At 72.5% G+C, this 14,547-nt stretch carries 15 protein-coding genes; 12 read left to right on the forward strand and 3 right to left on the reverse strand.

Annotated features, from left to right (window positions below):
• Positions 1–105: 105 nt before the first annotated feature.
• A complete protein-coding gene (locus EKG83_RS42790) occupies positions 106–714 on the forward strand; it encodes a Maf family protein (RefSeq protein WP_033429070.1) in 609 nt (202 codons plus the stop codon).
• 174 nt (positions 715–888) lie between these two features.
• A complete protein-coding gene (locus tag EKG83_RS42795) occupies positions 889–2,208 on the forward strand; it encodes a dicarboxylate/amino acid:cation symporter (protein ID WP_033429069.1) in 1,320 nt (439 codons plus the stop codon).
• A gap of 88 nt (positions 2,209–2,296) precedes the next feature.
• Here the strand turns inward: EKG83_RS42795 and EKG83_RS42800 are convergent, their stop codons facing one another.
• The gene (locus tag EKG83_RS42800; RefSeq protein ID WP_051764922.1) at positions 2,297–2,968 is read right to left on the reverse strand and encodes a hypothetical protein; all 672 of its coding nucleotides are present in this window, start codon (positions 2,966–2,968) and stop codon (positions 2,297–2,299) included.
• Positions 2,969–3,084: 116 nt separating this feature from the next.
• Between EKG83_RS42800 and EKG83_RS42805 the strand changes: the two genes are divergently transcribed.
• From EKG83_RS42805 to EKG83_RS42845, 9 genes are all read left to right on the forward strand, one after another.
• A complete protein-coding gene (locus EKG83_RS42805; RefSeq protein ID WP_033429068.1) occupies positions 3,085–4,866 on the forward strand; it encodes an acetyl/propionyl/methylcrotonyl-CoA carboxylase subunit alpha in 1,782 nt (593 codons plus the stop codon).
• A gap of 10 nt (positions 4,867–4,876) precedes the next feature.
• Positions 4,877–5,251, forward strand: coding sequence for a DUF1707 SHOCT-like domain-containing protein (locus EKG83_RS42810; RefSeq protein WP_051764920.1), 375 nt, complete (start codon positions 4,877–4,879; stop codon positions 5,249–5,251).
• The gene (locus EKG83_RS42815) at positions 5,248–6,120 is read left to right on the forward strand and encodes an HAD family hydrolase (RefSeq protein ID WP_170191784.1); all 873 of its coding nucleotides are present in this window, start codon (positions 5,248–5,250) and stop codon (positions 6,118–6,120) included. The genes EKG83_RS42810 and EKG83_RS42815 overlap by 4 nt, the downstream gene beginning before the upstream one ends.
• An 11-nt stretch (positions 6,121–6,131) precedes the next feature.
• Positions 6,132–6,572, forward strand: coding sequence for a GNAT family N-acetyltransferase (locus EKG83_RS42820; RefSeq protein WP_051764917.1), 441 nt, complete (start codon positions 6,132–6,134; stop codon positions 6,570–6,572).
• A 6-nt stretch (positions 6,573–6,578) separates the two neighbouring features.
• On the forward strand, positions 6,579–7,163 hold the full coding sequence (locus EKG83_RS42825) for a DUF3558 domain-containing protein (protein WP_033429184.1): 585 nt from the start codon (positions 6,579–6,581) through the stop codon (positions 7,161–7,163).
• 100 nt (positions 7,164–7,263) lie between these two features.
• Positions 7,264–7,641, forward strand: a complete 378-nt coding sequence (locus tag EKG83_RS42830) for a hypothetical protein (RefSeq protein ID WP_033429067.1) — start codon at positions 7,264–7,266, stop codon at positions 7,639–7,641.
• 28 nt (positions 7,642–7,669) lie between these two features.
• The gene (locus EKG83_RS42835) at positions 7,670–8,968 is read left to right on the forward strand and encodes a PPE domain-containing protein (RefSeq protein ID WP_033429066.1); all 1,299 of its coding nucleotides are present in this window, start codon (positions 7,670–7,672) and stop codon (positions 8,966–8,968) included.
• The gene (locus tag EKG83_RS42840; protein ID WP_051764916.1) at positions 8,968–9,774 is read left to right on the forward strand and encodes an ESX secretion-associated protein EspG; all 807 of its coding nucleotides are present in this window, start codon (positions 8,968–8,970) and stop codon (positions 9,772–9,774) included. The genes EKG83_RS42835 and EKG83_RS42840 overlap by 1 nt, the downstream gene beginning before the upstream one ends.
• A 188-nt stretch (positions 9,775–9,962) precedes the next feature.
• A complete protein-coding gene (locus EKG83_RS42845) occupies positions 9,963–10,877 on the forward strand; it encodes a DUF559 domain-containing protein (RefSeq protein WP_033429065.1) in 915 nt (304 codons plus the stop codon).
• Positions 10,878–10,991: 114 nt separating this feature from the next.
• On the opposite strand, the gene EKG83_RS42850 is transcribed toward EKG83_RS42845, so the two are convergent.
• A complete protein-coding gene (locus tag EKG83_RS42850; protein WP_033429064.1) occupies positions 10,992–11,441 on the reverse strand; it encodes a gamma-glutamylcyclotransferase family protein in 450 nt (149 codons plus the stop codon).
• 128 nt (positions 11,442–11,569) lie between these two features.
• On the opposite strand from EKG83_RS42850, the gene EKG83_RS42855 reads away from it, so the two are divergent.
• A complete protein-coding gene (locus EKG83_RS42855; protein WP_033429063.1) occupies positions 11,570–12,973 on the forward strand; it encodes an NAD(P)H-quinone dehydrogenase in 1,404 nt (467 codons plus the stop codon).
• 57 nt (positions 12,974–13,030) lie between these two features.
• Here EKG83_RS42855 and glpK read toward each other — a convergent pair whose 3' ends face one another.
• Entirely contained in the window at positions 13,031–14,533 is a 1,503-nt protein-coding gene (gene glpK / locus EKG83_RS42860) for a glycerol kinase GlpK (RefSeq protein WP_033429062.1), read from the reverse strand.
• Positions 14,534–14,547: the final 14 nt, after the last annotated feature.

Below are 14,547 nucleotides of genomic sequence, written 5' to 3' on the forward strand. Positions count from 1 at the left end.
TGCCGAAGGGGCGCGGGGGCGCGCATCGGTAGTTCTACGCAACCGGGGCCGGCGCGCGGCGCACCTGCACACGCGCCCCCGCCACCCCCGCCCTAGGCTGCCCCCGTGCGCTTCGTCCTGGCCTCGCAGTCCCCCGCCCGCCTAGCCGTCCTCCGCGCCGCGGGCGTCGAGCCCGTCGTCCGGGTGTCCGGGGTCGACGAGGACGCCGTGGCCGCCTCGCTGGTCGACCCCACCCCCGAGCAGCTGGTCACCGCCCTCGCCCTGGCCAAGGCGGAAGCCATCGCCGCCGGGGCCGCCGACACCGAGGTGATCGTCGGCTGCGACTCGATGCTCCTGACCTCCGACGGCGAGGTGCACGGCAAGCCCGGCACCGTCGACGTGGCCCGCGAGCGCTGGAAGCGGATGGCCGGCACCACCGGCACCCTCCTCACCGGCCACGCCGTCCTGCTGGTCCACGACGGCACCGTCGTCGACCGGGCCGTCGACCACGAGGCCACCACCGTCCGGTTCGGCCGCCCCACCGACGACGAGCTGGAGTCCTACCTCGCCACCGGCGAGCCGCTGCACGTGGCGGGCGCCTTCACCCTCGACGGGCTGGGCGGCTGGTTCGTCGACGGCATCGACGGCGACCCGTCCAGCGTGATCGGCATCAGCCTGCCGCTGACCCGCGCCCTGCTGCGCCGCCTGGGCGTCTCGGTGTCCGACATCTGGTAGCGGTTGTCACATTTCGCCTGATCCGGGAAGCTCGCCCCACCTGGTTCGCGTTGGGGGAGCCGATGAACGAATTGCTGACGCGTCGCCGTCACATCGACTTCGGGCGCCGGACGAACACGGGCTGTCACCACTGACCTCCCCGCCGTTCACCCCTGCGCACACACCGGAGCAGTCGTGTCGTTCATCCGCACCTACACCAAACCGAAGGTGTTCGGCGTCACCGTGCTGGCCGCGCTCGTCCTGGGCGCGCTGGCCGGCTACGTCGCCAAGACCGCCGAGCAGGAGTGGCTGACCACCACCCTGGGCCACATCGGCGACGTCTTCACCAGCCTCCTGCAGTTCACCGTCATCCCCCTGGTGTTCACCGCGATCGTCGTGGGCATCACGAGCCTGCGCCGCCTGGGCACCAACCGCGCCGCGCGGCTCGGCGGCAAGACGCTGCTGTGGTTCGCGATCACCTCGTTGATCGCGGTGCTCATCGGCCTGGCCATCGCCCTGGTCTTCCAGCCCGGCTCGGGCGTGCGGGTGGAGCCGTCGCAGTCGGCCGTGGAGCGGCTGTCCGCGCGCGACCCCGGTTCGTGGAGCACGCTGCTGGAGACGCTGATCCCGAGCAACCTGTTCACCGCCTTCACCGAGGGCGAGGTGCTCCAGGTCGTGTTCATCTCGGTGCTGGTCGGCTTCGCCGCCTACGCGCTGGGCGAGCGGGCGACGCCGTTCGTCACCCTGACCCGGTCGGTGTTCGACCTGATCCAGAAGATCGTCGGCTGGATCGTGCTGCTCGCCCCGATCGGCGTGTTCGGCCTGATCGGCACGGCGTTCGCGACCTACGGCAACTCGTTCGTCCGCCCGCTGTTCTCGCTGATCGCGGCCGTGTACGGCGGGTCGCTGCTGGTGCTGTTCGTGGTCTACCCGCTGCTGCTGCGGTTCGTCGGCCGGGTCAGCCCGGTCACGTTCTTCGCCAAGGCGTGGACGGCGATCCAGTTCGCCTTCGTGTCCCGCTCGTCGGGCGCCACGCTGCCGCTGAGCCGCCAGACCGCCGCCAACCTCGGCGTGGACCCCGACTACGCGTCCTTCGCCGTGCCGCTGGGCACCACCACCAAGATGGACGGCTGCGCCGCGGTGTACCCGGCCATCGCGACGGTGTTCATCGCGAACCTGTTCGGCGTGGAGCTGGGCATCTGGCAGTACGTGGCGATCGTCGCGGTGGCCGTGTTCGGCGCCCTGGCGACCGCGGGCACCACGGGCTGGTTCACCATGCTGACGCTGACCCTGGGCGCGGTGAACATGCCGCCGGAGGTCATCGCCACCGGTGTCGCGGTCGTCTACGCGATCGACCCGATCCTGGACATGGTCCGCACCGCCACCAACGTCACCGGCCAGATCACCGTGCCGGTGCTGGTGGCCCGCGGCGAGGGCCTGATCGACGACGAGGTTCTCAACAGCCCCAGCGAGCCCCCGCTGCTGTCCGGCCCGCGCGAGCCCGTCCCCGCCTGATCCCGCCGAAGGGCCACGAGCGCGTTGCACCCAAGTGCAACGCGCTCGTGGCTTTCAGGGCACGGATCGTTGCCCTTGAGTGCACACATCAGGTGCCGCACGCAGTGAGATCGGCGACATCGGGCACCACGGTCGGCCAGCCCGGCAGCAGCTCCTGCGCGTCGACCACCGCCGTGCACCCCAGCTCCCCGCCCCCGCCCGCGAGCGAGAACACCTGCGCGAACCGCCGCGGGCAGTCGACCCCGGGCGGGCACTCCCGCTGCACCGCCACCACGTCGGCCACCGCGTCCCGGTCCACGTCGTGCAGCGCCAGGTAACCCCCGCCGGCCACGTACGGCACCTGGGCCCGCGACCACGCCCCCGACCTGCGCACCAGCACCTCGCCGCGCGCCTCGGCCCCCGCGTCGCCCCGCACCAGGCACACCGCCACCTCGGCGTCCGCGCACTGCAGCGACCGCTCGGTGATCACGGCCCCCGAAGCGGCGATGGTCAGCTCGAACACGTTCGGCCCCGAAGTCCCCGAAGTCCGGATGCGCCCCACCCCCGAACCCACGAGCAGTTCCACCGCGTCCGACCCGACGGCCCGCGACACCACCGGGCGGCACGGCGCGGCACCGCACCGCAGCTCGTCCCGGGGCGGCTCCGCCCCGGTCACGGCGGGGTCGTCCGGCCGCACCGACCAGGCGAAGGCCAGCCCGGCGACCGCGGTCACCGCGGCGAGGCAGGCGACCACGAGCACGGCGGCGGGCGGGCGGGGCACGGTTGCCCATTGTTTCACCGAAGCGTGAGCTGTCTCTCCGCCACCGGGTAGTGCGGGGTCACTAAACTCCCCCTCCATTGCCGCTCCAAGTTCCAGCTTGCAGGAGGTAGGACGTCGTGTCGCTGCGCAAGGTCCTCGTCGCCAACCGCGGTGAGATCGCCGTCCGGGTCATCCGCGCCTGCCGGGACGCCGGTCTGGCCAGCGTCGCCGTGTACGCGGACCCGGACCGGGACGCCCCGTTCGTGCGGCTCGCCGACGAGGCGTTCGCCCTCGGCGGCAGCACGCCCGGTGAGAGCTACCTGTCGGTGGACAAGCTGCTCGACGTCGCCAAGCGCGCCGGCGCCGACTCCGTGCACCCCGGCTACGGCTTCCTGTCCGAGAACGCCGACTTCGCGCAGGCCGTGCTGGACGCCGGCCTGACCTGGATCGGGCCGACCCCGCAGGCCATCCGCGACCTCGGCGACAAGGTGACCGCGCGGCACATCGCGACGCGCGCGGGCGCGCCGCTGGTGCCCGGCACCAAGGACCCGGTCTCCGGCCCGGACGAGGTGGTGGCCTTCGCCGAGGAGCACGGCCTGCCCGTGGCCATCAAGGCGGCGTTCGGCGGCGGCGGCCGCGGCCTGAAGGTGGCCCGCACGATCGAGGAGATCCCCGAGCTGTTCGACAGCGCGGTGCGCGAGGCCGTGACCGCGTTCGGCCGCGGCGAGTGCTTCGTGGAGCGCTACCTGGACAAGCCGCGCCACGTCGAGGCGCAGGTGCTGGCCGACCAGCACGGCAACGTGATCGTCGTGGGCACGCGCGACTGCTCGCTCCAGCGCCGCCACCAGAAGCTGGTCGAGGAGGCGCCCGCGCCGTTCCTCACCGACGAGCAGCGGGCGACCATCCACAGCTCGGCGAAGGCCATCTGCAAGGAGGCCGGCTACCACGGCGCCGGCACGGTCGAGTACCTGGTCGCGGTGGACGGCACCATCTCGTTCCTGGAGGTCAACACCCGCCTCCAGGTCGAGCACCCGGTCAGCGAGGAGACCGCGGGCCTCGACCTCGTGCGCGAGCAGTTCCGCATCGCCGCGGGCGAGGAGCTGCGCTTCACCGAGGACCCGACCCCGCGCGGGCACTCCATCGAGTTCCGCATCAACGGCGAGGACGCGGGCCGCAACTTCCTGCCCGCCCCCGGCACCGTCACCACGTTCACCGCGCCCTCCGGCCCCGGCGTGCGCGTCGACGCGGGCGTGGAGAGCGGCACCGTCATCGGCGGCCAGTTCGACTCGCTGCTGGCCAAGCTGATCGTCACCGGCGAGGACCGCACCCAGGCCCTGGAGCGCGCCCGCCGCGCCCTGGACGAGATGGTCGTCGAGGGCATGGCCACCGTGCTGCCGTTCCACCGCGCGATCGTGCGCGACCCGGCGTTCATCGGCACCGACGAGGGCTTCACCGTGCACACCCGGTGGATCGAGACCGAGTTCGACAACACCATCCCCCCGTTCACCGGCGGCGCGGAGGCCGAGGAGGACGAGCCGCGGCAGACCGTCGTGGTCGAGGTCGGCGGCCGGCGGCTGGAGGTCACGCTGCCCGGCGACCTGGCGATTGGCACCGGCGGCGGCGGTGCCGGTGGCGGCGCGAAGGCGGCGGCCAAGGCCAAGCCGCGCAAGCGCGGTGGCGGCAAGTCCGGCGGTGCGGTGTCCGGCGACGCGGTGGCCGCGCCCATGCAGGGCACCATCGTCAAGGTCGCGGTGGAGGACGGCCAGCAGGTGGAGGCGGGTGACCTGCTCCTGGTGCTGGAGGCCATGAAGATGGAGAACCCGGTCACCGCGCACAAGTCCGGCGTGATCACCTCGCTGGCGGCCGAGCCGGGCGCGGCGGTCACCCAGGGCACCGTCCTGTGCGAGATCAAGGAATAGGCTCGGCGATGTGAGCGAGCGGGAGATCCGGATCGGCGACGCGGAGCGCGAGCAGGCCCTCGAACTCCTCGGCACGCACCTCGGCGAGGGGCGGCTGACGGTGGACGAGTTCGGTGAGCGCTCCGCCCGCGTCGCCACCGCCCGCACCCGCGGCGACCTGCTCGCCCTGTTCGCCGACCTGCCCGCGCCGCGGCCGCGGTTCGCGCAGGTCGCGCCGCTGCCGGGGGCCGGGCGGGGGGTGCTGCGGTTCGAGCCGTGGCTGACCGGCGCGGCGCTGCCGGTGGCCATCGTGGTGTCCGTGGTGCTGTTCTTCCTGGTCAAGACGCCGCTGGTGTTCGTGCTCGTGCCCGCGGTGATGCTGCTGCTGGCCCGGGGCAACCGGTGACCGCGCCGTCGCTGCTGCTGCTCGACCTCGACGGCGTGCTGCGGCGGTTCGGGCCGGACGCGCCGATCGAGGAGGAGTTCGGGCTGCCGCCCGGGTCGCTGGCGCGGGTGTCGCACTCCCTGTCCCGGCCCGCGATCGTCGGCGAGGTCGGTGACGAGCGGTGGCGCGAGGCCGTGCGGGACCAGCTCGTCCGCGAGGGCGTCCCGGCCGACCGGGCCGCCGGCGCGGTGGCCGCGTGGACGCGCGTCGGCGAGGTGGTGCCCGAGGCGCTGGAGCTGGTGCGGCGGGTCCGCGGGCGGTGCCGGGTGGCGCTGCTGTCCAACGCCACCGACCGGCTGCCGCGCGACCTGGCCGAGCTGGGCCTGGACCGCGAGGTGGACGCGGTGGTGACCTCGGCGCGGCTGGGGGTGGCCAAGCCGTCGCCCGAGGCGTTCCGGCGGGCGCTGCGGGTGCTCCAGCACTCGGCGTCGGGCACGCTGTTCTGCGACGACCACGCGGAGAACGCCGAGGCGGCCCGGGGCGTCGGCATCGACGCGGTGCACACGCCGGACTTCCCCGCCCTGCACGAGGCGCTGGCCTCCCGCGGCCTGCTGGCGGAGGGCACCGGCGGCGGGACCACCGGGGCGGACGGCGCGCTGCTGCTGGTCCTGCACGACCGCGACGACGCCGAGGAGGCCGCGCGGGAGCTGGCCGAGGCCGGGTGGGCACCGTGCGCGGTGCACCGGGACCTGCTGGCCGGCGAGGACGACGCCGAGGACGCCGACTGGGTCGTCGAGCTGGTCACCGGGCCCGACGGGCGGGCCGCGTCGCTGCACCGCGGGCTGGTCGAAGGGCTGGCCGCCCGCTACGACGGCTTCGTCACGGACTAGTCTGCCCGGCCATGGAGGCCGTGGAGATCAACGCGGGTGAGTTCTACCTGCGACAACTGCGCGCCGACGACCGCATCGACGACCGGGCGGCGCTGGCGGGCGGCGGTCTCTGCCCGGACGTGGCCGCGGCGGGCGAGCACATCGCCGAGCGCGCGCGGCAGTGGCACGCCGACGAAGCCTGCTCGTGGGCGGTGTGCGACCAGCTCACCGGCACCGCGGTCGGCGAGGTCGCGCTCACCGCGGCCGGCGAGCTGACCTGCTGGACCACCCCCGACCTGCGCGGCAGGGGCATCGCCACCCACGCCGTGGGCGCGGTGCTGCGGTTCGGGTTCGGCTTCCTCGACCTGCCCGGGATCACCGCGAGACCCCCCGACGAGGCGGCCCGACGCGTCGCCGCGAAGTGCGGCTTCGTCACACGGGACCCACTCGGCGTGTGGACACGGCTACGGTAGGTGCTCATGAGGGCCGTGGGTGTGATCATCGCCACTTTGTGCGCGTTGGCAACCGCCTGCACGCCCTTACCGGAGAACACCGCGGACGGCGGTCCGCACGAGGCCGACATCGCGTCCGCGACCACCGCCCCGTCCCTCCCGCGCAGGCCGCGGGAGGTGCTGCTGGACGGGCTGGACCCGTGCGCGGTGCTGTCGCCGCAGCAGCGGGTGCGGCTGAACCTGGACAACCCGCCCAGCGCGTACCTGGAGACGAGCTTCGGCAACGCGAAGGCGTGCACGATGCGCAGCAACATCAGCGGGAACGTCGTGCGCCTCGCCCTCGTCACAGCGGAGGGCGTCGGCGTGTGGCTGGACGAGAACGCGCAGGTGGAGGCCGAACCGACCACCATCGCCGGGTTCCCGGGTTTGACGGTGCGCACGCCGGGCATGGAGCAGGTGTGCAACGTGGAGGTGGACGTGGCCGAGGGTCAGTTCCTGGACGTCATGTTCCGCGACGGCGGCAATGAAACGAAAGCGACGCAGGACACGCTATGCCTGGGGGCGCTGCGGGCGGCCGAAGAAGCCATCGCCGGTTTGCTGCAGCACCGCTGACCCACGCGGGGGATGGTGGCCGCCACCTACTCCCCGTTGTCGGACCCTCTGGCTAGAGTGACCCTGCGCGACGGAATTCGGGAAGACGGGGAGGTCGTCCATGCCTTCGGAAGACCACGGGCGTGGCGCCGACACGGGCTCGCCACCGCCCGTGTCGCACACCTTGAACGTGGACCCCGGCGCGATCCCGGGCCTGCGCAGCGCGTTCGCGGGCGCCCTCTCGAAGCTGGACCAGCAGATCGAGCTCGCGATCACCGAGATCAGGGTGCGGCCCTGGGCGGGCGACCCGGTGAGCCAGGAAGCGGCCGAGCAGTTCAACGAGCGCTCCCTGGAGTCGGGCGACTCGGCGCTGGCCGCGCTGCAGAACTACCAGCGGCAGCTGAAGTCGGCCATGGACGCGCTGACCCTGGTCGAACGGCAGTACCAGTCCATCGAAGACGACAACACCGGGTTGATGGGCCAGCAGGGCGGCCGCTGACCACCCGGCCCAGGCAAGGGGAATCTTCATGCCCGATGGACACCGCTGGAACGGCTACAGCCACGAAGAGCTGTACGAGCGGATCCACTCCGGTCCCGGACCGGGGGCGTCGCACGCCTCGGTCGAGCGGTGGGCCGGCGTCTCCGCGGCGCTGACCGAGATCAACGCCGAGCTGCACGCCGGCGTGATGCGCTCCGGCGCCAAGTGGGAGGGTGACGCCGCCGAGCGCGCGCGGATGGGCATCAACCCGCTGGCCGCGTGGGCGGACGAGGCCCGCGGCGGCGCGGACGTGATGCGCGTCTCCGCCGAGCTGCAGGCCGACTACATCGCCAAGGCGCGCGCGGACATGCCCGCGCCGGTGCCGGTGACCGCGGAGAAGCCGAACGTGGTGGTCGGCCTGCTGACCGCGCTGGTCGGCGGGCAGACGGACTACGAGCAGCAGGAGCAGGCGCGCGACGCCGCCGAGCAGCGGGCGCGCGAGGTCATGGCGACCTACGCGTCCAGCACCACCTCCAACACCAGCACGCTGGGGCAGTTCCACCAGCCGCCGCAGCTGGTGATCAGCGCGCCGGACGTGGTGCGCAACGACGCGGCGGGCGTGTCGGGGCCCGGGTGGGCCCTCGGCGGTCCGCGCGGCGGTCGCGGCCGCTGGGGCGGGCGTGGCCGCTACGGCGGCGGTCGCGGCGTCCGCGGCACCACGCCCGGGTACCGGTCCACCCCGGCGCCGGGCGGCACCACCGGCACCACCGGCACGTCCTCGGCCGGCGGCACCCGCACCTCCTCCGCGTCCCCGTCCGCGCCCGCCCACGCCCCGACGACGGGCCCGACCACGGGCGCCTACGGCCCCGGCGGCGTGCTCGGCGGTTCGCAGGACCGGCGCAGGTCGTCGTCGTCCTCCGGCTCCTCCGAGCAGGGCGCGGTCACCCCCGACACCACCGAGCAGCAGTCGAGCGCGCAGCAGCACGGCGGCGCGGGCGGCGCGGAGCACCGCCTGCCCGTCGGCACGACGTCGGTCAGCTCGGCGGAGTTCGGCGCGTTCGCGGCCAACGCCCAGCACGCGGCGGTCGCGGGCCCGGGCGGCTCGGCGGGCCCGATGACGGGCGGCACCGGCCAGGCGGGCAACAACGACACCGTGCACAAGCGCACCGTGGGTGTGGCGCCCGCGCAGCAGGCGTTCGACCCGTTCGGCGGGCTGGGCGCGGCGCGCGGCGGCGAGGAGGAAGAGGACCGGACGCACGACGCCGCCGACTACCTGCGGGAAACGGACGACATCTACGGCATCGGCGGGTTCTCCCCGCCCGTGATCGGGGAGAGCACCACCCTCTGATGACGACGTTCGGTCTGGACCTGGGGCTCAACGACGTGCACCACGAACCGGTGACCATCTCGGCGCTGGAGTTCGACGTGCTGTGGGAGCACCTGCGGCTGGAGACCATGCCGCTGGTGCTCAAGGTGCCGTCACCGGGCAAGACGCACGGCGAGCGCGCCGAGCTGGAGCGCCGGGCGTGGTCGGACCTGGAACGCCGCGGCCTGGGCCGCCCGGTGTCCCTGGACCCCATGCTGGAGGACCTGCTCCACCTGCTGAACCGCCCGCAGCACGAGGTGGACGGCCGCCTGTGGCTGGGCCGCAGCGTCCGCGTCCTGGCCGCGGCCAAGGGCCAGTCGGCCGTCCTGGCCGTCCTGGACAACGACCAGCTGACCCTGCGCCCCGCCTCCAGCGAGGGCCTCCCCCGCGAAGCCCTGACCGCCCTCCCCCCTCTCAACGCGGGCCCAGGCCACTCGATCACCCTCCCCAGCGCCGACCTGGACGCCGCGGCCGCCGCCTCCCCCACCCCGGACGACCTGCCGAACGCCCTGATCTCCCGAGGCGTCCGCCCCGCGGACGCCACCGCCCTGGCCGAGATGTTCCGCGACGCCGACCACCGGGGCCAGTTCGGCGCGGCCCACCGCGACAAGTGGGGCAAGCGCGTCCGCACCGACAACGTGGTCGCCTTCTTCGACACCTCGGCCGGCCGCTACCTCCAACTCCGCCGAGCCACCCCCGGCCAACCCCCCTGGTCCACCATCTCCCCCACCGACCACCGCCGCCTCCTCCACCACCTGGAATCCCTAACCCACCCCCCCACCCCCTAACCCCACCCCCACTCCGCGCGTGTCATGCCTGCAGTCCCCGCGTGTCATGCACTCAACCCCCGCGTGTCATGCACTCAGGCCCGGCGTGTCATGCACTCAGCACCGAGGAGTTGGACATTCGAAGGCCAGCCCGTTACACCTTCGAGTGAACCGCGTACGAAATTCGCGGCCTCGCTCCTCGGTTTTGCATGATCCAGATCCCTGAGGGCCTTCACGGCGCCTATCCGCGAACCGCCTTGCACGCTCACCTCGGCCCCAAAGGTCTGCAACGTGCCATCCAAGACGGCCACCTGGTCAGCTACTGCCGCACGGTGGTCATCCAACGGGCACGGATGACCAACCTGCACACCCGCGCCGCTGCCGCACTGCTGATGGCGGGACCGGACGCGGCCCTCTCCAACCACACGTCCGCTTGGCTGCACGGTTGCACCGCCGCGGAGACCGCCCGGGTGCACCTGACCATCGGTTACAACCGCGCCATCCGCCCTCGTCCCGGCGTGGCCGTCCACCAGCAGACCTTCGATCCGACGGATGTCATCGAGCTTGACGGCCTGCGTTGCCTCGTGATCGAGCACGCGATCAGCGAAATGCTCTGTCGAGGCCGTCGCAGCACCGCACTGGCCTGTGCTGATCAAGCCCTCGCACAGGTCGCTTCCGGACAACGGTCACGGTTCAAAGCGGATCTCGCCGCGCGGATCGCGGCCCGTCGTGACCCACGCGGACGTCGACAGGGTCTGCTCCTGCTGGACCTCTCCACTGGCCTGCCCGAGTCACCGGCGGAGAGCACTTTGCTGCTGTTGATCGCCGAAGCGGGCTTCCCCGTGCCCGAGCCGCAGTACTCGGTGTGCGACCTGGACGGCCGTGAGATCTGGCGGCTCGACTTCGCCTGGCCGGACCGGCGCGTGGCGCTCGAGTACGACGGCTACGCCGCGCACGTCGGCAAGGCCGATGCCGACCAGGCACGAGCTGACGACCTGCGGCAACGTGGCTGGACGGTGTTGCGGGGCGCGGCCCCTGACCTGCGAGACACCACCAGGCTGTTCCGACACCTGAGTGCCGCGCTCGCAGCACCTACGCCCAGGTCTCGCAGGTTCTGGCTGTAGAGCTCGGCGGTCGCGAATGCATGACACGCCGAACCTGAACGCATGACACGCGGGTGCTGAACGCATGACACGCGCGGTTTGAGTGGAGGACACGCGCGGGGGTGGGGTGGGGGGTTAGGGGCCTATGCCTTGGCAGGGGCGGGTTCGCAGGTCGGCTACGTAGTCGTCGGGGGCGCCGGCTGCTTCGGCGGCGTCGGCGACCACGCCGATGTAGCGGGCGGAGGGCAGGCCGCCCTCGTAGGCGTCCAGGACGTAGAGCCAGGCGGTGACCGAGCCCTCCAGGGTCTGGACGCGCAGGCGGATCTTCTTGTAGAGGCCCAGGGCCCCTTCCCAGCGGTCCAGGCGGGACTCGTCACGCGGGCTCACGTCGTAGAGGACGCAGAACACCTGCGAGTCCGGGTCCTCGACGATGGTGGCGAGCGCGCCCTCCCAGCCCAGGTCCTCGCCACCGAACGTCAGACGCCAGCCGGCGAGCCACCCGGTCCCCGCCATCGGGGAGTACGGGGCTCGCTCCATCATCTGGTTCGGGTCCATGTTGGATCCGTACGCGGCATAGAGCGGCACGGAGGACAGCCTAGCGACCTCTCGATCACCAGGAGGCACGAGAAGACCGGACGACACGCCCCTGCACCCGACCGCGTACCTTTGTCAGGGCTGCGAACAGCGCAGACAACCCCGGAGGAGGACGTGGCGTGACCCGCATCGTCATCATGGGCGGTGGCCCGGCTGGTTACGAGGCGGCGCTCGTAGCGGCCCAGCACGGCGCCGACGTGACCATCGTCGAACGCGAAGGGCTGGGCGGCGCCTGCGTGCTCTACGACTGCGTGCCGTCGAAGACGTTCATCGCGTCGGCGGGCGGGCGCAGCGCCTTCCGCAACGCCGGTGAGCTGGGCATTCGCATGGACAACACCGAGGCCGCGGTCGAGCTGCCCACGGTCCACGGCCGGGTGAAGGGCCTCGCGCTCGCCCAGTCCGCCGACGTCCGGGCCCGCCTCCAGCGGGAGGGCGTGCGCATCGTCAACGGCACGGCCAAGTTCTGCGACGGCTCCAAGGGCCTGGCCCAGCACGAGGTGGTCGTGCTCGTCGAGGACGGCACCCGCGAGGTGCTGCCCGCCGACGTGGTGCTCATCGCCACCGGCGCGACCCCGCGCGTCCTGCCCGGCGCCGAGCCGGACGGCAAGCGCATCCTCACCTGGCGCCAGATCTACGACCTCCCCGAGCTGCCGGAGCACCTGGCCGTCATCGGTTCGGGTGTCACCGGTGTGGAGTTCGCCTCCGCCTACACCGAGCTGGGCGTGAAGGTGACCATGGTCTCTTCACGCGATCGTGTGCTCCCGCACGAGGACGCCGACGCGGCCGCGGTGCTGGAGGACGTCTTCGCCGAGCGCGGCACCGCCGTGGTCAAGCACGCCCGCGCGGACCGGGTGGAGAACGTCGGCGACGGCGTCCGGATTCACCTGGAGGACGGTCGCACGATCGAGGCGAGCCACGCCCTGATGACCGTCGGCTCGGTGCCCAACACCACCGACCTCGGCCTGGAGAAGGTCGGCATCGAGGTCGGCCGCGGCGGGTACATCCCGGTCGACCGGGTCTCCCGCACCAACATCTCCGGCGTCTACGCGGCGGGCGACTGCACCGGCGTGCTGCTGCTGGCCTCGGTGGCCGCCATGCAGGGCCGCATCGCCATGTGGCACGCGCTGGGCGAGGGCGTCAGCCCGATCAAGCTCAAGACGGTCGCCGCGAACGTGTTCACCAACCCGGAGATCGCCAGCGTCGGCATCAGCCAGCAGGCGATCGACTCCGGCGAGGTGCCCGCGCGCACCATCATGCTGCCGCTGGCCACCAACCCGCGGGCCAAGATGGAGGGCCTGCGCCGCGGCTTCGTCAAGCTGTTCTGCCGCCCGGCGACCGGCGTGGTCATCGGCGGCGTGGTGGTCGCGCCGAACGCCAGCGAGCTGATCCTGTCCATCGCGATGGCCGTGCAGAACCAGCTCACCGTGGAGGACCTGGCCACCACGTTCTCGGTCTACCCGTCGCTGACCGGGTCGATCACCGAGGCCGGCCGCCAGCTCATGCGCCACGACGACCTGGACTGACGGGCAGAGACTGACGGGCAAAGGGGGGCGGCGGGAAGGCCGCCCCCCGGGCAAGACCTACTCGACCCAGTCGAAAGTCCTGGTCACGGCCTTCTTCCACAGGTGGTAGTGCCGCTCGCGCGCCTCCTCGTCCATGGCGGGCTCCCACTGCTTGTCCCGCGCCCAGTTCTGCCGGATGTCGTCCTCGGACTCCCAGAACCCGACGGCCAGCCCGGCGGCGTAGGCGGCGCCCAGCGCGGTGGTCTCGTTGACCACCGGCCGGATCACCGGGACGCCCAGGATGTCGGCCTGGAACTGCATCAGCAGCTCGTTGACCACCATGCCCCCGTCGACCTTCAGCGAGGTCAGCGCGACGCCCGAGTCCGCGTTCATGGCGTCGATGACCTCGCGGGTCTGGAACGCCGTGGCCTCCAGCACCGCCCGCGCCAGGTGCCCCCGGTTGACGTACCGGGTCAGGCCGACGATCGCGCCGCGCGCGTCCGACCGCCAGTAGGGCGCGAACAGGCCGGAGAACGCGGGCACGAAGTACGCGCCGCCGTTGTCCTCGACGGTGCGCGCGTGCTCCTCGATCTCCGCCGCCGTGGTGATCATGCCGAGGTTGTCGCGCAGCCACTGCACCAGCGACCCGGTGACCGCGATCGAGCCCTCCAGCGCGTACACGGGCGCCTGCGAGCCGATCTGGTAGCAGACCGTGGTGAGCAGGCCGTTGTCGCTCATCACCTTCTCCGTGCCGGTGTTGAGCAGCACGAAGTTGCCGGTGCCGTAGGTGTTCTTCGCCTCGCCCGGCGACAGGCACGCCTGCCCGAACGTGGCCGCCTGCTGGTCGCCGAGGATGCCCGCGATGGGCACGCCGGCCAGCGCGCCGCGCTCCCGGACGTGGCCGTAGGTCTCCGACGACGAGCGGATCTCCGGCAGCATCGACAGCGGGATGCCCAGGTCGGCGGCGATGCCCTCGTCCCACGACAGCGTGTCGAGGTCCATCAGCAGGGTGCGGGAGGCGTTGGTGGGGTCGGTGACGTGCACGCCGCCGTCGACGCCGCCGGTCATGTTCCACAGCACCCAGGTGTCCATGTTGCCGAACAGCAGGTCGCCCGCCTCGGCCTTCTCCCGCGCGCCCTCGACGTTGTCCAGGATCCAGCGGACCTTGGGACCGGAGAAGTAGGTGGCCAGCGGGAGCCCGGTCCTGGCCCGGTACCGCTCCTGGCCGCCCGACGCGCCCAGCTCCCGGCAGATCCGGTCGGTGCGGGTGTCCTGCCAGACGATCGCGTTGTACACGGGACGGCCGGTGGTGCGGTCCCAGACCAGCGCGGTCTCGCGCTGGTTGGTGATGCCCACGGCGGCGATGTCCTTGGCGGTCAGGTCGGCCTTGGCCAGCGCGCCCGCCGCCACCTGCCGGGTGTTGGTCCAGATCTCGTCGGCGTCGTGCTCGACCCACCCCGCCCTGGGGAAGATCTGCTCGTGCTCCTTCTGGTCGACCGAGACCACCCCGCCCGAGTGGTCGAAGATCATGCACCGGGTGGACGTGGTGCCCTGGTCGATCGCGGCCACGTACTGCGTCATGCCGGCTAGTCCTT

It is taken from the genome of Saccharothrix syringae (assembly GCF_009498035.1).
In the GTDB taxonomy this organism is placed as follows: domain Bacteria; phylum Actinomycetota; class Actinomycetes; order Mycobacteriales; family Pseudonocardiaceae; genus Actinosynnema; species Actinosynnema syringae.